Raw genomic sequence first — 20493 nt, 5'->3', positions numbered from 1 at the left:
GCCGCCCGGCAGGGTTATGCGCGGGCGGGAGCGAAGGACTTCAGAAGTTTTTCCACGAATTGCATACGGTCTTCCTTGTCCTCCAGTGAGCGAGTGACGCGTAACTTGGAGCCTCCGTCCAATTTATAGTGCTTGGGTTCACGCTGGATGAGATTGACCAGTTTGATCGGTTCGATGGTGGTCTTCGCGTTGAATTCGATCACGCCGCCCCTGGCGCCGATATCAATTCGAGCAATGCCCAGCCTGTCGGCGGTCAATTTCAGACGAGCCTGACGGAACAGATTTTTGGTTGCGTCAGGCAAGAGGCCAAAGCGGTCAATCATCTCAATTTGCAGAGACTGCAATGCGTCCTCATCCTTGGCGCTGGCGACGCGTTTATACAGGATCAGACGGTTGTGAACATCCGGCAGATAGTCGTCGGGAATCAGTGCGGGCAAACGCAGATTGACTTCACAACCTTGATCGAGAGGTTGGGTCAGATCCAGCTCTTTGCCCTCGCGCATGGCTTTGACCGCTGCATCCAACAATTGCAGATAAAGCGTGAAGCCAATGTTCTGGATATGCCCGCTTTGCTCTTCGCCAAGCAATTCCCCTGCGCCGCGAATTTCCAGGTCATGGGTGGCCAGGGTGAATCCAGCGCCAAGATCCTGGGCGCTGCTGATGGCGTCCAGCCTTTTCTTGGCGTCCTCAGTGAGGTTGCGTGGCGGAGGGGTCAACAGGTAGGCGTATGCCTGATGATGAGAGCGGCCGACCCGGCCCCGCAACTGGTGCAACTGCGCCAGACCGAATTTATCCGCGCGCTCGATGATAATGGTGTTGGCGGAGGGGATGTCGATACCGGTTTCAATAATGGTAGTGCACATCAGCACATTGAAGCGCTTATGGTAAAAATCCGACATGACCTTTTCCAGCTCACGCTCACGCATCTGGCCATGGGCGACAGCCACGCGCGCATCCGGAACCATCTCCTGCAGCTCGGCCGCGGCTTTGTTGATAGTGTTAACCTCATTGTGCAGGCAGAACACTTGGCCGCCCCGTAAAATTTCCCGCAGCACGGCTTCTTTGATAATACTGTTGCTGTGTTCCTGTACGAAGGTTTTGACGGACAGACGCTTCTCCGGCGGAGTGGCGATAATCGACAAATCGCGGACGCCCTGAAAGGAAAGGTTCAGGGTGCGCGGTATCGGCGTGGCGGTCAGTGTGAGTATATCGATGTTGGCGCGCAGAGATTTAACCTTCTCCTTTTGCTGCACGCCGAAACGATGCTCCTCGTCGATGATCAACAAGCCGAGATTCTTAAACTGGATGTCTTTCTGCAGCAGTTTATGGGTGCCGACGAGAATGTCGACCTTGCCTTCCGATAGTTTGTCTTTGACTTTTTCTATATCGCCGGCGCTGCGGAAGCGGGAAATCAGTTCGACATTGATTGCGGTGTCGGCGAAGCGGTCCTGGAAGGACTGAAAATGCTGTTGTGCGAGCAGCGTGGTAGGCGTAAGTATCGCCACCTGGCGTCCTGCATGCGCGGCGAGGAAGGCGGCGCGCATGGCGACTTCCGTTTTGCCGAAGCCTACATCGCCGCAGACCAGCCGGTCCATGGGGCGTGGCTTCATCATGTCCTGCAGGACTGCGTTGATCGTCGTGGCCTGATCCGGCGTTTCCTCAAATGGGAAGGCGGCGGAGAAGGCGCGATAATGCTCATCCGGCGGCGGGCAGGCGTAGCCTTTGTGCAGTTCTCGTTTGGCGTAAATATCCAGCAGCTCCGCCGCGCTGTCTTTAATCTTCTCCGCTGCTTGACGCTTAGCGGCGGACCAGCGATCCGTACCGAGTTTGTTAATCGGCGCCAGATTATCGTCAAGGCCGGCATAGCGGGAAATCAGGTGCAGAGAGGATACCGGTACATAAAGCTTGGCTTCGTTGGCGTATTCCAGCACCAGAAACTCCTGTTTCTGGCCGTCCACTTCGAGTGACTGCAGACCTTTATAGCGGCCGATGCCGTGATCGATATGCACAACCGGCGCATTAAGCTTCAGCTCGGTCAGGTTTTGAATGATGTTTTCCGGGCTTTCCTGCGTCCGCTTGCGTCGTCTCCGCTGCAGGACCCTGCCTTCATACAGGTCTGCTTCCGCTACGACCAGAATCCGGTTTTCGTTGTCAGCGAACCCTTTCGCCAGCTCCGCCACCGTGATATTCCAGGGGGCGGTGGAACTCAGGCACGCTTCCCAGGACTCTAACAAGTTCAGTGGTCTACCGTGCTCCTTGAATGTATCCATCAGCGCTTGCTGGCGACCGGCGGACTCCGCGCACAAGACTATCTTGTAACCGCTGTCCTGCTGGGCGCAGTCAATAGCCTGTAACGGGTTTTCCTTCTTGGCGTCCAGAGCCAGGTGGGGAAGGGGAGAGAACGGCTTGTCCGTTTCCTCGGATTTGGCGCTGAATTGCGCGCGTGGGAATTGCTTCAGTCCCTCAAACAGCTCATCAACCCGCAGATAAATATCCGCTGGAGGTAAGAGGGGCCGCTGAATGTCGTGACGCAAATCCTCGTAACGCTGTTCAAGGTCTTTCCAGAAATGCAGCGCTTTTTCGTGCAGCCCATCATAAAGGGCGAAGCAGGCGTCTTTGGCCACATAATCCAGCAGGCTGGCGGTCTCAGTAAAAAATAGAGTGAGGTAGTACTCCAGCCCGGGCGTGGCGATGCCGCGGCTTATGTCTTGCAGCAAAGGAATGTTGCGGGACGCGCCGGGAAACTTCTCGTAGAAGTTGTCTTTGAATAACTGGATAGATGCGTCGTTAAGTGGAAACTCGTGTGCGGGCAGCAGACTGATTTCATCCACCTGTCCAGCGGAGCGCTGAGTCTCTGGATCAAACTGGCGCAGGGTTTCGACTTCTTCGTCAAACAGGTCAATACGATAAGGCGCTTTGGAGCCCATCGGGAATATGTCAAAGATCGACCCTCTGACGGCAAACTCCCCGTGTTCATAAACCGTATCGACGCAGCGGTAACCCGCTTGCTCCAACTCGGATCTATAACTGTCTATCCTGAGCGGCTGGCCTTTGCGCAGGATCAGGGTGGAGCGTTGCACAAACTCCTTTGGCGCCAGACGCACCATGATGGTGCTGAGCGGGACAATAAGCAGGCCGCTGGCGCAGGTCGGTAGTTTATGCAGGGTCTGAATACGCTGGGAAATAATGTCCTGGTGAGGCGAAAAAGTATCGTAAGGAAGGGTTTCCCAGTCCGGTAAGGTCAAAATTGGGGGCGTGTTCTCATTTTTTTTCACGTCCCCTAAAAAAAATTTCACCGCTGATTCGAGCTGATCCGCCGAGGGCATATCTGGTGTTATTACCACCAACAGGCGTTTTTGCTCTTTGAGCGCCTGCGCCAGAATGTAAGCGTCTGACTGTCCGACGGCCTGAGGCCAGTACTTGATAGTCGTTGAATTTGAAGGAAGTTGGCGCCGCTCTGTCAACTTTATATCTCCACCTTAAAGTCAAGGGGCATTCTACAATTGTTTCGTAAAATCACAACCAAACCCCGGAAACGTGATAGCCAGTCCACTTGTGTAAGGGCCCTGAAACGCCTTGGAAAGCGTTAAAAATCAAGGAGCCTAAATTGCTTCGGATGTTTTGAAAAGGGATAATGAGCGCCCGATTTGCGCAGACGAGAGGTGCATAAAAGTGAGTCAAGAAAAATTGGATGCTTGTTTTGGGGAATGGAAGGAACGCGAAACCGTCGCTGAAGCGATGATTCCCCTTATCGGAAGACTGTACAGAAAATATAACGTCATCACATCCATATATGGTCGCCCAATCATCAACCGTTCAGTGATCGGCCTGTTAAAAGCGCACCGTTTTGTGCGTCAGGTAGCTGATCATGAACTGTCCGTGCACAACACTTATCCTATATTAAAGTTGCTGGACGAGCTGGAACTTGGGCACGCTCACGTAGATATCGGCAAGCTCGCTATTAAATATGAAAAAGTAAAAGATACAGTTGCGCTGGAAGATTTCGTGCGCAGCGAGCTGGACGAAGTAGTTGGGAAATGCACCGCCGAAGGAAGTATGGGGACTTCCGGAGAAAGCAAAGACGTCGTGCTGTTCGGTTTCGGACGTATTGGACGTTTGTTGGCGAGAATTCTTATCGAGAAAGCCGGTGGCGGCGCGAACCTGCGCTTACGCGCAATTGTCGTGCGCAAAGGCAATGCGGACAATGATCTGGAAAAACGCGCCAGCCTGCTGCGTCGCGATTCCGTACACGGTTCCTTCCAGGGCACGATCACCGTGGACGAGAAAGAATCCGCCATCATCGCTAACGGCAACTACATTCAGGTTATTTACGCGAATAACCCGGATGCAGTGGATTACACCCAGTATGGCATCGATAACGCGATTGTTATCGACAATACAGGCGTATGGCGCGATGAGGCCGGCCTGTCCCGTCACCTGGAGTGCAAAGGCGTCAAGGGCGTGTTGTTGACTGCGCCGGGCAAAGGCTCCATCAAGAACATCGTATACGGCATCAACAACCATTTGATCACTGCGGAAGATCGCATTCTTTCAGCGGCCTCCTGTACGACCAACGCCATCACTCCGGTGCTGAAAGCGTTGAATGACGAGTACGGCATCAAAGACGGTCACGTGGAAACCGTTCACTCCTATACCAACGACCAGAATCTGATCGATAACTACCACAAGGGCAGTCGCCGCGGACGCAGCGCGCCTCTAAACATGGTTATCACGGAAACCGGCGCCGCCAAGGCTGTCGCCAAAGCGCTGCCTGAGCTGGCTGGTAAGCTGACCGGCAACGCCATTCGCGTGCCAACGCCAAACGTGTCGCTGGCTATCCTGAACCTGAACTTGGGTCGCGATACATCTGTGGAAGAACTGAACGGCTATCTCCGTGACGTGTCTCTGCACTCTGATCTGCAGAAGCAGATTGACTTCGTCAACTCGCCGGAAGTGGTGTCCACTGACTTTGTTGGTTCTCGTCGCGCAGGCGTTGTCGACGCGCAGGCGACTATCGTCAATGGCAATCGCGCCGTGTTGTATGTTTGGTACGATAACGAAGCTGGATATAGCGCGCAGGTGGTTCGCGTTGTGAACCAGATGGCGGGCGTTACCTATGCTGTCTATCCCAAAAGAATGGGATAAACGAGCCATTGTCGGATCAACCCTGAAAGGTTGACCAACTGGTTAAAAAGGCGGGCCAATGTGCTCGCCTTTTTTGTTGGTGCGGAAATTTTGAGCGGTTGAGTGAGCGCCCTAATACTAAAGTCTAAGGGTGTGTGTGGGCCGTATTTCCTGGGAAATGCGCCTGAATAATTGTAATCCGATGGTAATAAACCGCAGCGGGGCCGCTGAATGACTGAATTCGCTGAAAAAATAGGGGATTGGCCGTATAAGCTCGCCCGGCGTAGTAGAAAATCCGGATTTGCGTCACTATAATTATGGCGTTTTTTGGTCGGCCATCCTGTGCATCCCTCCAACAAGGGCAATCCTAAATTCCAATCACAAGAGCGCATTCGTGGTGGCTGTAAATCAATTTATTCTGATGATTAGGCGGGGCTGATGATCAAGATCAAGAAAGGCTTGGATCTTCCGATAGCCGGAGCGCCTGCACAGGTCATTGAAGATGGTAAGCCTGTAAACCAGGTTGCTTTAATCGGATTTGACTACAACGGCATGAAACCTACCATGGAAGTAAAGGTAGGCGATCGTGTTAAGTGCGGCCAGCTTCTATTTACTGATAAAAAGACGGAAGGCGTCCGTTACACTTCGCCAGCGAGCGGTATAGTGTCAGCGGTGAACCGAGGCGAACGTAGGGTGTTTCAGTCGATTGTCATCGACGTTGAAGGGGACGAATATGAGCAGTTCGCTCAATACAGCCCCGAGGAACTGCCCAGTTTGTCTCGCGAGCAGGTTGCTGAAAACCTGATCGCTTCTGGAGATTGGGCTGCGTTGAGAACGCGTCCGTACAGCAAGGCTCCTGCTATTGACGCTGAGCCTCACTCCATCTTCGTAACGGCGATGGACTCCCACCCATTGAGCGCTGATCCGGCGGTCATTATCAACGAAGCCAAGGCCGACTTTAAAAACGGCTTGACTGTTCTGGGCAAACTGACCCGCGGCAAAGTCTTCGTCTGCGCCCGCGCTGGCGTCAGCTTCGATCTGCCTAACGGCTCCAACGCCGTGCAGGAACAGTTTGACGGCCCACACCCCGCCGGTCTGGCAGGCACCCATATCCATTACCTTGATCCTGTGAACGCGTCCAAATTTGTCTGGACGATCGGTTATCAGGACGTAATCGCTATTGGTCGCCTGTTCACCTCCGGACATAAGTCTGTGGAGAGAGTGGTTGCATTGGCTGGCCCTATGGTCAATAAGCCTCGCCTGCTGCGCACCCGTGCGGGCGCATCGCTAACCCAGCTGACTGAAGGCGAACTGAAGTCTTCCGATGTGCGTCTGATTTCCGGTTCCGTACTCGGCGGCCGCAATGCGAAAGGCAGCGTGGCTTTCCTGGGGCGTTACGCCAATCAAATATCCTGCCTTGAAGAAGGCTACAAGCGTGAATTTATGGGCTGGTTGTCACCGGGCTCCAATAAATTCTCCTTGTTGAATATTTATCTTTCCAAGCTCAACCCGGGCAAGTTGTTCAACTTCACCACCACTACGAACGGCAGCGAGCGGGCCATGGTCCCCGTTGGTTCGTATGAAAAGGTGATGCCGTTGGACATTCTTCCAACACAACTACTGCGCTCTCTGATTGTCGGCGACACAGAAATGGCGCAAAAGCTGGGTTGTCTGGAGCTGGATGAAGAAGACCTTTCCCTCTGCACCTTCGTGTGTCCGGGTAAATATGAATACGGTCCTATTCTTCGCGATAGCCTCACTCGCATTGAGAAAGAGGGTTGATGCATGGGAATGAGAGAATTTCTTGACAAAATCGAGCCGCAATTTGAAAAAGGCGGCAAGTATGAGAAGTGGTACGCGCTTTACGAAGCCGTCGACACCATCTTCTATACGCCTTCCAAAGTAACCAGCGCCAACACGCACGTGCGTGACGGCGTTGACTTGAAGCGCATCATGATTACGGTGTGGTTCTGTGTATTCCCGGCCATGTTCTTCGGCATGTACAACGTGGGCTACCAGTCCAACACCTACCTCGCCGCTAATGGCCTGACCATGGATATGGACTGGCACGGCGCGATTATCGCCATGCTTGCCGGAAATAACCCCGCCAGCATCTGGGATAACTTCATCTATGGCGCGGTTTACTTCCTTCCTATCTATGCGGTCACCTTTGCTGTGGGCGGATTCTGGGAAGTGGTGTTTGCGACGATCAGAAAGCATGAAGTTAACGAAGGTTTCTTCGTAACCTCTATTCTGTTTGCGTTGACCTGTCCTCCAACCATTCCATTGTGGCAAGTGGCGTTGGGCATCAGCTTTGGCGTTGTGATCGGTAAAGAGGTATTCGGCGGCACAGGTAAAAACTTCCTGAACCCGGCGTTGACTGGGCGCGCTTTCCTGTACTTCGCCTATCCGGCGCAGATATCCGGTGACGCGGTCTGGACCGCTGTTGACGGTTTCAGCGGCGCGACGCCTCTGGGTGTGGCGGCTTCCGGCGGCTTGAACGCGCTGACCGCCAACATTTCCTGGATGGACGCGTTCCTTGGCTTCCAGCAGGGCAGCGTGGGTGAAACCTCTACGCTGGCGATTCTGTTGGGCGGCGCTGTACTGCTGATCATGGGCATTGCGTCCTGGCGTATCGTCGCTGGCGTTTTCCTGGGTATGGCCGCGACTGCAACTCTGTTGAACTTTATCGGTTCCGACACTAACCAGATGTTCCAGGTGCCTGCACACTGGCATTTCGTATTGGGCGGTTTCGCGTTCGGTATGATGTTTATGGCGACGGACCCCGTATCCGCATCCATGACCAATACCGGTAAGTGGGCGTTCGGTATATTGGTTGGCCTGATGACCGTATTGATTCGCGTGGTTAACCCGGCGTTCCCTGAAGGCATCATGTTGGCCATTCTGTTCGCCAACTTGTTTGCGCCGTTTATCGACCATCTGGTGATTCAAGCCAATATCAAACGGAGGCTGGCGCGTGTCTAAGTCAAACGATTCAATTCAAAAGACGGTCATCGTCGCGCTGGCGCTGTGTATCGTCTGCTCTATCTTTGTATCCGCTTCGGTCGTACTGCTGAAGCCGGTTCAGATTCAGAATAAAACACTGAACCTGAAAGAGAATATTCTCCGCGCGGCGGGCATGTTGAGCGCGACTCCCACTAAAAAAGAAGTGGAAGAGAAGTTTGCTCAGATAACACCGAAGATTGTCGACTTGGATACTGGTTTGTACGTGGAGCCCAAGGACATCGGTTTTGAAAGCGTAGACGCGTTTGATCAAAAGAAATCTGCGCAAAACCCGAAATTGTCCAAAGTGTTGGATTCTTCTGAAGACCTGGCGAGCATCAAGCGTCGCGAGCGTTACGCGAAAGTGTATCTGGTCAAGGAAAATGGCGCGCTGACTCGCGTGATCCTTCCGGTCAAAGGCTATGGCCTGTGGTCGACGCTGTACGGCTTCCTGGCTTTGAAAGCGGATGGCGACAGCGTAGTGGGGCTGGGCTTCTACGAGCACGGCGAAACCCCCGGTCTGGGCGGTGAAGTCGACAACCCTAACTGGAAAGCGCAATGGCCTGGTAAAGAGGTGTACGATGACAACTTTGATGTTGCAGTGCGTCTCGTTAAGGGCGGTGTGAATCCTTCTTCATCTGACGCCAAGTACTCTGTTGACGCATTGTCTGGCGCCAGCCTCACCAGCCGCGGCGTGGAAAATCTGCTGCACTACTGGTTGAGCGAGAGCGGATTCAAAACGTATTTGGAAAAGGTAAGATCCGGGGAGGCAGGAAATGTCTGACGTAACGCCGAAGAAAGTTCTTCTAGAGCCTATTCTCTCCAATAACCCGATTGCGCTGCAGATTCTTGGGATCTGTTCCGCGTTGGCTGTCACCACCAGCCTTAAGCTGTCAATCGTAATGGCGATCGCGGTGTCGTTGGTAACAGCGAGCTCCAGCTTCTTTATCGCGTTGATACGCTCACAGATACCAAGCAACATCCGGATCATCGTACAGATGACCATCATTGCGTCGCTGGTAATTGTAGTTGATCAGGTGTTGAAAGCTTACGCCTACGAAATCAGCAAACAGTTGTCTGTATTCGTCGGACTGATTATCACCAACTGTATCGTAATGGGACGTGCGGAAGCTTTCGCCATGCAGAATGGCCCTGTGCTGAGCTTCCTTGACGGTATCGGCAACGGCGCAGGCTACGGCGCTATATTGATTACAGTTGCTACAGTGCGTGAGCTGCTGGGCGCCGGTAAGCTGTTCGGTGTGGAAATTCTTCCCACCATCGCCAATGGCGGCTGGTACCAGCCAAACGGCCTGTTGCTGCTGCCTCCGAGCGCGTTCTTCATTATCGGCTTGATCATCTGGGGGCTGCGTTCCTGGAAGAAGGATCAGGTGGAAGCGGCGGAGTACAAACTGTCCGCGCACAAAGTTAAGGAGGCGTTTTAAGCATGTTTGAACATTATCTGAGCCTCCTTGTCAAGGCGGTATTCGTTGAAAACATGGCCTTGGCCTTCTTCCTGGGGATGTGTACGTTCCTGGCTTTGTCCAAAAAGATGGAAGCGGCTATTGGTCTCGGCATTGCGGTTGTCGTCGTACTGGCTGTGACCGTGCCTGTTAACAACGCCATTTATAATGGTTTGTTGCGCGAAGGCGCATTGAGCTGGGCGGGACTGCCTAATGTTGACCTGAGTTTCCTTGGGTTGCTGACTTACATCGGCGTTATCGCCGCTATCGTACAGATACTGGAGATGGTGCTGGATAAATTCTTCCCCGCGCTTTATAACGCGCTGGGTGTGTTTCTCCCGCTGATTACCGTTAACTGTGCGATCATGGGCGCTTCCCTGTTCATGGTTGAGCGTGATTACACATTCGGAGAGAGTCTGGTGTACGGTTTCGGCGCTGGGCTGGGCTGGGCGTTGGCGATCATCGCTTTGGCCGGTATTAGAGAGAAGCTGAAATACAGTGACGTTCCTGAAGGTCTGCGTGGTCTGGGCATCACCTTCATCACCGTAGGTCTGATGTCGCTTGGTTTTATGTCTTTCTCAGGCATTTCTCTGTAATCGGTCCGAACAGGTGAAGGTTAATAACAAATGAACACTGAAATCATATTGGGCGTAGTCATGTTCACCGCCATAGTGCTATCACTGGTGGCGGTGATCCTGGCGGCGCGCGCAAGACTGGTCAGCTCGGGCGACGTCACCATTGAGGTGAACGGCGATCCCAATCACACAATCAAAACGCCAGCTGGCGGCAAGTTGCTGCAAACTTTGGCTGGAGAGGGCGTGTTCCTGTCGTCCGCCTGTGGCGGCGGCGGCAGCTGCGCGCAGTGTAAATGTAAGGTTTTCGACGGCGGCGGCTCCATGTTGCCGACGGAGAGAGCGCACTTTACGCGTCGTGAAGAGAAGGAAGGCTGGCGTTTGTCCTGTCAGGTTGCTGTTAAGCAGGACATGAAAATTGAAGTGCCGGAAGAAGTCTTTGGCGTTAAAAAGTGGGAGTGCGAGGTGGTGTCTAACCATAACGTTGCTACTTTCATTAAAGAGCTTGTACTGAAGCTGCCGGATGGCGAAGTTGTCGACTTCCGCGCGGGTGGTTACGTTCAGCTTGAGACGCCTGCTTACGATGTGACCTTCGATAAGTTTGAAATCGAAGAGCGTTTCCGGGAAGACTGGGACAAGCACAACCTGTGGCGCTTCCGTTCTGTCGTTAAAGAGCCGGTAATTCGCGCATACTCTATGGCGAACTATCCGGAAGAGCGCGGCGTACTGAAGTTCAACATCCGTATCGCGACGCCTCCTCCAGGCACCAACTTCCCGCCCGGACAAATGTCTTCATGGGTATTCTCGTTGAAGCCAGGCGATAAGGTAACGGTATACGGACCCTTTGGTGAGTTCTTTGCTAAAGAGACTGATGCTGAGATGGTGTTCGTTGGCGGCGGCGCCGGTATGGCTCCAATGCGTGCGCACATTTTCGATCAGCTGAAGCGTCTTAAGACCAGTCGTAAAATGTCCTTCTGGTATGGCGCTCGTAGCCGTCGTGAAATGTTCTACGTGGACGACTTTGACGGTCTGGCTGCGGAGAATGATAACTTCCAATGGCATGTGGCTCTTTCCGATCCGCTGCCTGACGACAACTGGACGGGCTACAAAGGTTTCATTCACAACGTGTTGTATGAAAACTATCTCAAGGAGCATCCAGCGCCGGAAGATTGCGAGTTCTACATGTGCGGACCGCCCATGATGAACGCGGCGGTTATCAAAATGCTGAAAGACCTGGGTGTTGAGGACGAGAATATTCTGCTAGACGACTTTGGTGGTTAATATTATTTCTGCGTTCCTCAAAATCAGAAAGCCCGCCAGTGCTTTACTGCTCTCCAGCAGTCTCGCATTGGCGGGCTGCTTTCATTCTGGCCCGGAATTGCACTCTTCTGAGGGCAAAATCATGGGTACGACCTATCATGTCAAATGGGCTTCTGATTCGAGCAAATCAGAGCAGGAACTGGCGCAGGGCGTATTGGCGCAATTGCAGCTGGTTGATCGCCTGATGTCGACGTATAAGCCTGAATCGGAATTAAGCCGCTTTAATCAATCTGAACCTGGAAGCTGGTTTGATTTCTCGCCTGAGTCATTCGAAGTCTTTCAAATTGCGCAAGGCGTCAGCGATATCAGTGGCGGCGCTTTTGATATCACAGTGGGTAAGCTGGTGAATCTGTGGGGCTTTGGTCCTGATCTTCGGCCAATTAAGATTCCGGATGAGGCCACGCTTTCCAACGAGTTGTCCAAAGTCGGCTATCAGCACCTCAAATACCAGGCGGACGGCGATAAGGTTCTCAAAGAGACGGCGATGTACGTTGATCTCTCCGCCGTCGCCAAAGGCTATTCCGTTGATCTGGCGGCTAAATACCTGGAGTCGAAGGGCGTTACTGATTATCTGGTTGAGGTTGGCGGCGAAGTCATGCTGAGTGGCCACAAGCCTGATGGTCAGCCATGGCGGATCGCCATAGAATCGCCGGTAGTGGGCGAAAGGCGGGCGCAAAACGTGGTGGAAATGGACAGGGGCGCGGTAGCCACTTCCGGAGACTACCGTAATTACTTCGAAGAAGATGGCGTTCGCTATTCCCATACCATTGACCCCCGCACTGGCAAACCGATTGGCCACAACCTCGCCTCGGTAACCGTCATCGACGATACGGTGGCGCGCGCGGACGCGTTGGCGACCTCCTTTATGGTAATGGGGCCGGAACAAGGTATGGATGTTGCGGTCAAAAACGATATCGCTGTGTTGTTTATTGTCCGGCGGGACGGTAAGTTTGTAGAAGAAACGTCCCCCGCGTTTTTGAAACGTATCAAACGATTGGAGGAGTAGAGCGATGTATGTGTTTCTTGTTGTTTTCGGCGTCATGCTGCTCATCGTTGTGGCCATGTCCATCGGCGTTATCCTAGGCCGCAAGCCCATCTCAGGTTCATGCGGCGGTATGAGCGCCCTGGGAATGGAAGTCGCCTGCGATATTTGCGGAGGCGATAAAAACAAGTGTGAAAAAGAGACGGAAGCCGCCGCCAAGCAATCTCAGGCGCGGGCTGAAGATCTCGCATACGACGCCACCCGTAAGGGGTGAGCTCTTACCTTATAGAAGCAAGTCCGCGAATGCCTCAATGGCGTTCTGCGGTTTGTGATTGAGTTGTCGCACGCGACGGTGCGTTTATCTGACGTCGCGACTTAAGTATTAAATTATAAAGATGTTCCGTCTGGTGGCCTGCGGCGGCTGCAATCCGGCGGGATGGGATTTCAGGAGACCGACAGCGCATGGCTGAATATCGTTATGATGTGGTTGTAATTGGCGCCGGGCCAGCTGGCGAAGGCGCGGCGATGAATGCGGCGAAGCACGGCAAGCGCGTTGCAGTGATTGAGGATAAGAGTCAGGTTGGCGGCAACTGCACCCATATGGGGACGATTCCGTCGAAAGCGTTGCGTCACGCAGTCAAGCAAATCATCCAGTTCAATACCAATACTATGTTCCGGGATATCGGGGAGCCGCGCTGGTTTTCTTTCCCCAGAGTCTTGCAGAATGCGGAGCGAGTGATTGGTAAGCAGGTTAAAATCCGTACGCAGTTTTACGCTCGCAACAGAGTTGATCTGTATCGCGGTCGCGCCAGTTTCATTGATGAGAATCGCATCGAAGTGCGGGGCGGTCTGAACGGTAAAGAAGTCTTGTATGGTAAGCAGGTCGTTATCGCGACAGGCTCCAGGCCCTATCTGCCTGAAGACGTAGACTTCACTCATCGTCGTATCTACAACAGCGATAGTATTCTCAAGCTGAGCCATACGCCGAGAACGCTGATTATATACGGGGCTGGGGTTATCGGCTGTGAGTACGCCTCCATTTTCGTCGGGTTAGGCGTTAAAGTGGACCTTATTAATCCCGGCGAACGTTTGCTGTCTTTTCTTGACGGAGAAATTTCCGACGCATTGAGTTATCACCTGAGGGATAACGGGGTGTTGGTGCGTCATAATGAGCAATACGATAGCGTGGTCGGGGATGATCATGGCGTTGTGTTGACAATGAAATCCGGCAAGCGTATTCGCGCCGACGCCTTTCTCTGGTGTAACGGGCGCACCGGCAACACAGATAATCTGGGGCTGGAGAATATTGGGCTGGAGCCCAATGCTCGCGGCCAGTTGGCAGTGGATAATCACTACCGCACCAAGATCCCGCATGTATTTGCGGCGGGCGACGTGATCGGCTGGCCCAGCCTGGCTAGCGCCGCCTATGACCAGGGGCGCTCCGCGTCCTCGGAGATAGTTAAGGATGATTTCTTCCGCTTTATTACCGATGTGCCTACCGGGATTTATACTATTCCTGAAATTAGCTCCGTTGGTCGCACAGAAGCGGAGTTGACTGAAGCCAAGGTGCCTTATGAAGTAGGGCAGGCGTTTTTCAAGGATTTGGCCCGCGCGCAGATTACCGGCGACACGGTGGGTATGCTGAAACTGCTATTCCATCGGGAAACAATGGAGTTGCTGGGCATTCATTGCTTCGGAGATCAGGCCTCCGAGATCGTGCATATCGGACAGGCCATCATGAATCAGCCTGGTGAACTGAATACTATCGAGTATTTTGTTAACACCACCTTCAATTACCCCACGATGGCTGAAGCCTATCGGGTGGCGGCGTTAAACGGTCTTAATCGGATATTTTGATCGGGCTTAGGCGAGGGGGATTGTGCATCCCGCTCGCCTGCTGTCGCGAAAGCGACTACTGCGCGTGAGTCAGGTGCGGTTGCTGGGTCTTCAGATATTTGAGGACGTGGCAGGGGTAGTCGGTGATGACGCTGTGCACCCCCAATTCCTGTAGGCGTAATACATCGGGAATCATATTTACCGTCCAAGTGGAGACTTCCAGTCCCGCCTTTCTGGCTTCTGTCATCAGCTCCTCGTCGGCCAGCTTGTAATACAGCACCAGCATTCGGCAGTTGAGCTTGAGTGCGGTTTGTATTGGCCCAGGAAAGCGCTTCTCCGCGACATATCCCGTATCGATGGAACCATTCAGTCGCTTGATCTGCTGCAACACCCATGAGTTGGATGACGTAACGACGACGCGTCCGAACAGCTTTTCGTGTTGGATCAGTTCTACCAGTCGATTGCAAAGAATGTTTAGCCTGGGCTTGGTGTCAGTCTTGATTTCCAGCTGTATCGACTGAAACTCAGGACAAACCGCCAGGATGTCCTGTAGCGTCGGCACTGGAGCTGGCTCATGCCAGGGTGGAACATGCAGTCCTGCGTCCAAATCGCCCAGTTCAGCCGCAGTTAGCTCTGCGACCTTGGCGGCGTGGCCGGTGGTGCGATTAGTGGTTTTATCATGAATGACCATCAAGTGGCCGTCTTTGCTGAGCTGGAGGTCCAGCTCAAAATTGCGGATGCCTTCCTGGTAGGGATGGGCAAAGCCGGCGACGGTATTTTCCGGCGCTTCGCCCTTGGCGCCCCGATGACCCACAATAATCATATTGAGTTTCCGTTATTTGGCCTTTTTGTAGATTGTTTGGCGTTTAAGATAGGTTTCCCTGCATAAATTCGCATCTTCCAGAAATGCTGGCAAATCCGGCATGGTCAGCGCCTGCGGGCCATCTACCAGAGCTTTGGATGGGTGAGGGTGGAAGTCCACCAGAACCATATTGGCGCCAGCGATGATACCCTGAGCAGTGGCGTGAGTAACTTCCAGTATGCCGTCAGGCGCGCGCTCATGATTGCCGACAGAATGTGAAGGATCTACGCAAACAGGCATCCGGGTGAGGCGTTTGATGACAGGGACATGGGCGAAATCCACCAGATTGCGGTGAGGCGCTCCGCCGTCGGTTTTCATGCCTCGCAGGCAGAAGACGACATTGGCGTTGCCTTCGCTTGCCAGATACTCCGCTGCATTGAGAGATTCATTCAGTGAGATGCCAAACCCTCTCTTCAGCAGCGCCGGATATTCTTTTTGTCTACCGATGGCTTTGAGCAGCTCAAAGTTCTGTGTATTGCGGGTGCCGATTTGCAGCATGACGCCAGTAGGGCGACCGGTTTTCTCCAAGCACTCATCAATTTCCTCGATGTGGCTCTCGTGAGTAATCTCCATGGCGATGACTTTGATGTCGTATTTGCCCGCCAGCTCGAAGACGTAGGGGAGGCAGTCTTTGCCGTGACCTTGGAAGGTATAGGGATTGGTGCGTGGCTTATAGGCGCCCATGCGGGTGCATTGCTGGCCGTTCTCTTTCAGGGCGCGCATCATTTCTTCGACGTGAGTCGGGTTGTCCACTGCGCAAAGGCCTGCGAACACATGGAAGCTATCTTGATCGAAGGTCAGTCCATTGTAGTGAAATCCGGTAGTGCGCTTGCTGTCCGCGTGGCGGCCAAGAATGCGATATTCTTCAGAAATGCGAACGACTCGTTCAACAGCGGGTAAGGCTTCCAGCTCTTCGGCGTTCAGCTTCTTGGTGTCGCCAAGAAGATAGATTTCCGTCAACTTCTGCTGCTGGCCCTGAATTTCATGGACTTTGCTGGAGACGCCCGGCAGTGCGTCAATAAAGTTCAAGGTTTCTCTATAAGCTTCTGAGGAAATATCTGTGTCAGGGTGAAGAATGATCAGCATAGCGGTTTCCTGAAGTAGGGGTGGACTCTTGAGGCGGACGGGGTCCGATGCTTATTTTTTTTCGCCGCGGGCGACGATGTTCCTTATTGAGCTTTGGTATTCTGGCAGGTCATGCCCGACGCACGTCGAGCTGCGCGCTTTTCCTGTCGTTTACGCCAGTCATGCCTGATTTTGCGGCGCCACAGGTACTCGACGACAACATAGCCCAGTACGGAAAAGAATAGCCCGCAAATGAATGAGCCGAAATAGAGCGGCAAACCAATCTGATACAGCTTTTCTCCCAGCCAGGCGAAACTGAGCTCAAATTCAAAATGAACTTTCGGCATGCCTAAAATGTGTGCGCCAACCAGATAGTTGAAATAAAAAATAGGCGGCATGGTGACAGGGTTGCTAATCCATACGAGTGCGACGGCCAGTGGCAGATTGCAATTTACCCAGACCGCGATGAATGCGGCCACCACCATTTGGAAAGGCATGGGAATAAAGCTGCAGAACACGCCAACCAGAACGGCCTTGGCGATGGCGTGGCGGTTGATATGCCAGAGGTTGGGCTCATGTAAGATGTCGCCTAAAAAATGCAGAGACTTGTTTTCTTTGAGCTTGTGTGGATTTGGCATCCACTTCTTGATGAAATCTTTAGGCATTTGCTGATTACAACCGCGTGAAAGTCGTATAGAGTGCTGCTCCGAAAAAAGCCGCCATATATTAGAGTGTAATGTAAATTTAGGGAACAACCGATGCGCACATGGATGCTCGCGCTAACCGCCGGATGGCTAACAGTTTTTTTATTCGGCCATCATTGGCTTTCATTCGTCTCCCAGTATGTCTGGGTTTCCCCTCTTTTAAGCATTTTAGCTTTGCTGAGCGTTATTGCGGGGAGTCTCAGCGGCCGAGGTCGCTATTATACCCCGGCATTGTTTCTGTTTGGGGTCATTTTCGCCGGAATTCGATTACAAAATATTGCGGAATCCTTGCCGCCGTCACTGCTTGGCGAACCCCTGCAACTGCGCGGTGAGATATGTAGTTCCGTGCGCGCCGGCAATGTGCAGTCCTTTTCCTTTTGTGTCGCAGAGGCCCGTGTGGATGGCGTTTTGCTGCCAGAGCTGGCGAGCAAGACCATCCGTTTATCCTGCTACTACTGTGACGTGGAGTTGCACGAGTCCGGACGTTATTCCCTGCAGGCGAAGCTAAAAGACCTTCGGCCATTACAAAACTTTCATGATCCATGGGGCTGGCAAAAACTGTGGCGGTCAGGTTTGTACGCCAGAGGTTCCATTGCCCAGGGCTCTGTTGAATTGTGGGGGATGGGGCGGGCTGAGGGGCTTATGGGGAGGTTGGCTGAGTTTCGGTCTCGGACTCGGGGTCTGGTTCGCTCGACGACGGAGTCGATGGCGCATCAACGAAGTTTCCTGGCGCTATTTCTGGGCGCTCGCACAGAGCTGGATGAGTCGCAATGGGATGTGCTGAGGCGCTCCGGTCTGACGCATTTATTGGTTATCTCCGGCCTCCATATTGGTTTGATAGCAATTCTGGTTATGTTCGCCTTGCGTTGGGCGTTTTGTTGGCTCCCACGGCAGTTCGCCGACTGGGTTGCATGTGGGTTGACCATATTGGCGATACTCTCCTATGTCGCTCTGATCGATTGCGGTCTGCCAGCGATGCGCGCTGCATTGGCGGTTTCTCTTGCGCTGCTTATGCTGAGGATGCGTCGCCGGATATTGCCGTCGACTTTCTTTATTGCGGTTCTCACCTGCAGTTTGCTTCTGGACCCTTTGGCTCCCTGGAGCGCGGGCTTTTGGTTGTCTTTCGTGGCGGTGGGGCTGCTCTTTGTGGCCTTTAGTCATCGACCGCTGCAATCCTTTTCGAAACCAGGATCGCTGTGGCGGTCGCAAATGGCTTTGACAGTGGGTCTGGCAGGGATTTTGGCGATAAGCTTCCAGCAGATTCCGTCGGCGGCTCCACCGGCTAACCTGGTTGCAACGCCATTGATTACGCTGGTTGTGGTTCCCTTGGGGCTGTTGGCGCTTGCCGTGGCTTTGGTCTGGCCGGCAGGCGGGGAGATGTTGTTGCGAATGACGGATATTTGTCTGGATGGGTTTTGGCGGGTGGCCGAGCTGGCCTCGTTAGGTCCTGTTCTGCAAACGCCTCTGGAGATGACGCTGGCGTCAGTCAGCTTCGTCATCGTCGGAATCTGTGTAGCGGGGGCGATGCGGATGCCCGGCGCTGTCTGGTTTATCGGAGTGCTGGCGCTAATTGGGACCGGAATGCGTGAGCAATATGAGCAGGTTTGGTTCCGTTTTACCTTGTTGGATGTTGGGCAGGGATTGGCGTCAGTGATAGAAAGTCGTGGCGAAACGGCTTTGTATGACGCAGGTCCTGGCTTCGCGGATGGGTGGAGTGCTGGGGCAACTGTGGTCGATCCTTACTTGCGGTCTATTGGCGTCAAAGGATTGAAGTACGCGGTTATTAGTCATGGAGATAGCGATCACGCTGGCGGCTGGGGCGATGTGCGCGCAAATTTCATCGTGGCGTCCGCGCTTTCTGGTGAACCGGACAGAGTGGAAAGCTCTAAACCCTGTATCGCTGGGGCTAACTATCAAGTCGGGGTGGCGAGGATGGAGGTCCTTTGGCCTCTGGAGGGTGCGAGAGGGAAAGGTAATAACCGTTCCTGCGTTATACGTTTGACGGGGAGGGGGCTTAGCATACTGATGACAGGAGATATCGAGGCGTCGGCGCAGCGGGCGCTATTAACTGAAGCCAAAGATAAGCTGGCGTCTGACATACTGGTCTCGCCGCATCACGGTAGCGCGTCCAGCTTTTTGCCCGAGTTCGCTTCCGCTGTGTCGCCCCGGGTTGTCATTGCCTCCACAGGTTATCTCAATGCCTTTGGGCATCCACATAAGCTGGTGCGTGATTGGTTTGAGCGCAGAGGCGCAGCTTTTTATAACACGGCCGAGGTGGGCGCTGTGCAGATATCGATTGAAGAGGGCGACGGCGCGGTAAAAATACAGTTTGGCGGACCTTGGGGCGAGGTTCTGATGGCGTTGGATAAGAATCGCTGATTCTGTGAACAACCCCGTGCTTTTAAAGGACTAAGATTACTTTCCGATAAGCTTTTGCTGTTACGGTTTGTTTATAGGCTGTGGTAAAGTATGGCAATTTTTTTGAGGAGACAGATGCGTGTACGAGTTGTTAAAGGCCGGCGGCTTGATAATGATCCCTATTTTGCTGTGTTCAGTGGTGGCTCTAGCGATCATTATTGAAAGATTCTGGACTCTGCGGCCGCAAAAAGTTGCGCCGCGCTCTATCGTTAACGATTTGATGGCGCGCCTTAAGAAAAAAGAACTTAATGGCAAAACCCTGAAAGACCTCCAACAATCCACTCCCCTTGGTCGCGTTCTCGCCGCGGGTCTGATCAACGCCAAACATGGCCGTGAGATCATGAAAGAAAGTATCGAGGAAGAAGCCAGTCATGTTGTGCATGAACTGGAGCGTTTCCTGACGGCGTTGGGTTCTGTGGCGGCGATTGCTCCTCTGTTGGGACTGTTGGGTACGGTTATCGGTATGATCGACGTGTTCGCCGAAATTCAAATTGCCGGCACTGGCAATACGCAAGCATTGGCGGGCGGCATTTCCAAGGCGCTGATTACTACCGCGGTGGGTTTGACTATCGCTATTCCTGCACTGGTATTTCACCGTTACTTCCAGCGTCGTGTGGACGAACTGGTGGTTGAGATGGAGCAGCAGGCGTTGAAGCTGGTTGAAGTCGTGCACGGCGATCGTGACGTCGACATGAGCGGAGTGAAAAGCAAGTGAAATTCCGGCGCCAATCCAGAGAAGAGTTGTCAGTAAACGTAACGCCTCTGATTGACGTTGTTTTTCTGCTACTGATCTTCTTTATGGTCTCAACCACGTTCACCAAGGAAAGCCGTCTTGCGGTGGAGCTGCCGAAGTCCTCAGGCGAAGCGTCTGAAAGCCTGGCTGATCAAATTGAGGTCGTGATCAATAAAGACGGTCAGTACACAGTTAATCAGCGAGTACTGATCAATAGTCAGATCGCTACATTGAAAAGGGCGGTGGAGCAATTGTCCAAGGGCAAGAACGATCTTCCGTTCATTGTTACGGCGGACGCCAAAACCCCCCACGAATTCGTGGTCCGGGCAATGGATGTCGCCGGTCAGCTCGGGTATCAGAAGTTGAGCATCACTACTCAACGCACCGAAGCCGAATAACCCTATCCTGACTAAG

The 20493-nt window shown here is 53.2% G+C and carries 17 protein-coding genes; 13 read left to right on the top strand and 4 right to left on the bottom strand.

The genetic code is table 11. From position 1 onward, the window contains the following. Positions 1–14: 14 nt before the first annotated feature. Positions 15–3464 (bottom strand): transcription-repair coupling factor, encoded by a 3450-nt coding sequence (gene mfd, locus ONV78_RS09160; RefSeq protein ID WP_279502762.1) that lies wholly within the window; start codon positions 3462–3464, stop codon positions 15–17. A gap of 208 nt (positions 3465–3672) precedes the next feature. Between mfd and ONV78_RS09155 the strand changes: the two genes are divergently transcribed. From ONV78_RS09155 to sthA, 10 genes are all read left to right on the top strand, one after another. Further along, positions 3673–5145 carry a glyceraldehyde-3-phosphate dehydrogenase gene (locus tag ONV78_RS09155; RefSeq protein ID WP_279502761.1) on the top strand — a complete coding sequence of 491 codons (1473 nt, stop codon included), beginning with the start codon at positions 3673–3675 and terminating at the stop codon, positions 5143–5145. Between the two features lie 417 nt (positions 5146–5562). Then, positions 5563–6906, top strand: a complete 1344-nt coding sequence (locus ONV78_RS09150) for a Na(+)-translocating NADH-quinone reductase subunit A (protein WP_279502759.1) — start codon at positions 5563–5565, stop codon at positions 6904–6906. A gap of 3 nt (positions 6907–6909) precedes the next feature. Further along, a complete protein-coding gene (locus ONV78_RS09145) occupies positions 6910–8109 on the top strand; it encodes an NADH:ubiquinone reductase (Na(+)-transporting) subunit B (RefSeq protein ID WP_127971538.1) in 1200 nt (399 codons plus the stop codon). Further along, a complete protein-coding gene (locus tag ONV78_RS09140) occupies positions 8102–8911 on the top strand; it encodes a Na(+)-translocating NADH-quinone reductase subunit C (RefSeq protein WP_127971536.1) in 810 nt (269 codons plus the stop codon). Before ONV78_RS09145 ends, ONV78_RS09140 begins: the two co-directional genes overlap by 8 nt. Further along, positions 8904–9569, top strand: coding sequence for an NADH:ubiquinone reductase (Na(+)-transporting) subunit D (locus ONV78_RS09135; protein ID WP_127971534.1), 666 nt, complete (start codon positions 8904–8906; stop codon positions 9567–9569). The genes ONV78_RS09140 and ONV78_RS09135 overlap by 8 nt, the downstream gene beginning before the upstream one ends. Positions 9570–9571: 2 nt before the next feature. Continuing rightward, a complete protein-coding gene (gene nqrE / locus ONV78_RS09130; protein WP_127971532.1) occupies positions 9572–10183 on the top strand; it encodes an NADH:ubiquinone reductase (Na(+)-transporting) subunit E in 612 nt (203 codons plus the stop codon). Positions 10184–10213: 30 nt separating this feature from the next. Beyond that, a complete protein-coding gene (gene nqrF / locus ONV78_RS09125; RefSeq protein WP_216735582.1) occupies positions 10214–11440 on the top strand; it encodes an NADH:ubiquinone reductase (Na(+)-transporting) subunit F in 1227 nt (408 codons plus the stop codon). A gap of 121 nt (positions 11441–11561) precedes the next feature. Continuing rightward, positions 11562–12485, top strand: a complete 924-nt coding sequence (locus tag ONV78_RS09120) for an FAD:protein FMN transferase (protein ID WP_279502753.1) — start codon at positions 11562–11564, stop codon at positions 12483–12485. A gap of 4 nt (positions 12486–12489) precedes the next feature. Further along, positions 12490–12735, top strand: a complete 246-nt coding sequence (gene nqrM / locus ONV78_RS09115; RefSeq protein WP_279502751.1) for a (Na+)-NQR maturation NqrM — start codon at positions 12490–12492, stop codon at positions 12733–12735. Between the two features lie 188 nt (positions 12736–12923). Continuing rightward, entirely contained in the window at positions 12924–14318 is a 1395-nt protein-coding gene (sthA, locus tag ONV78_RS09110) for a Si-specific NAD(P)(+) transhydrogenase (protein WP_216735585.1), read from the top strand. A gap of 55 nt (positions 14319–14373) precedes the next feature. Here the strand turns inward: sthA and ONV78_RS09105 are convergent, their stop codons facing one another. The 3 genes from ONV78_RS09105 to ONV78_RS09095 form a co-directional block, all read right to left on the bottom strand. Further along, complete coding sequence (locus ONV78_RS09105) at positions 14374–15120, bottom strand: glycerophosphodiester phosphodiesterase (RefSeq protein ID WP_216735586.1); 747 nt, start codon at positions 15118–15120, stop codon at positions 14374–14376. Positions 15121–15132: 12 nt separating this feature from the next. Next, positions 15133–16245, bottom strand: a complete 1113-nt coding sequence (locus tag ONV78_RS09100; protein ID WP_279502749.1) for a 3-deoxy-7-phosphoheptulonate synthase — start codon at positions 16243–16245, stop codon at positions 15133–15135. Between the two features lie 83 nt (positions 16246–16328). After that, positions 16329–16889, bottom strand: a complete 561-nt coding sequence (locus ONV78_RS09095; RefSeq protein WP_216735588.1) for a DUF2062 domain-containing protein — start codon at positions 16887–16889, stop codon at positions 16329–16331. Between the two features lie 213 nt (positions 16890–17102). On the opposite strand from ONV78_RS09095, the gene ONV78_RS09090 reads away from it, so the two are divergent. From ONV78_RS09090 to ONV78_RS09080, 3 genes are all read left to right on the top strand, one after another. Beyond that, on the top strand, positions 17103–19307 hold the full coding sequence (locus tag ONV78_RS09090; RefSeq protein WP_279502747.1) for a DNA internalization-related competence protein ComEC/Rec2: 2205 nt from the start codon (positions 17103–17105) through the stop codon (positions 19305–19307). A gap of 118 nt (positions 19308–19425) precedes the next feature. Next, on the top strand, positions 19426–20061 hold the full coding sequence (locus ONV78_RS09085) for a MotA/TolQ/ExbB proton channel family protein (protein WP_127971518.1): 636 nt from the start codon (positions 19426–19428) through the stop codon (positions 20059–20061). Continuing rightward, positions 20058–20477 carry a biopolymer transporter ExbD gene (locus tag ONV78_RS09080; protein WP_216735590.1) on the top strand — a complete coding sequence of 140 codons (420 nt, stop codon included), beginning with the start codon at positions 20058–20060 and terminating at the stop codon, positions 20475–20477. Before ONV78_RS09085 ends, ONV78_RS09080 begins: the two co-directional genes overlap by 4 nt. Positions 20478–20493: the final 16 nt, after the last annotated feature.

This window comes from Hahella sp. CR1 (assembly GCF_029813005.1).
GTDB lineage: Bacteria > Pseudomonadota > Gammaproteobacteria > Pseudomonadales > Oleiphilaceae > Hahella.
Note: the sequence above shows the minus strand (reverse complement) of the source record. Positions and strands in the feature narration are given on the sequence as shown.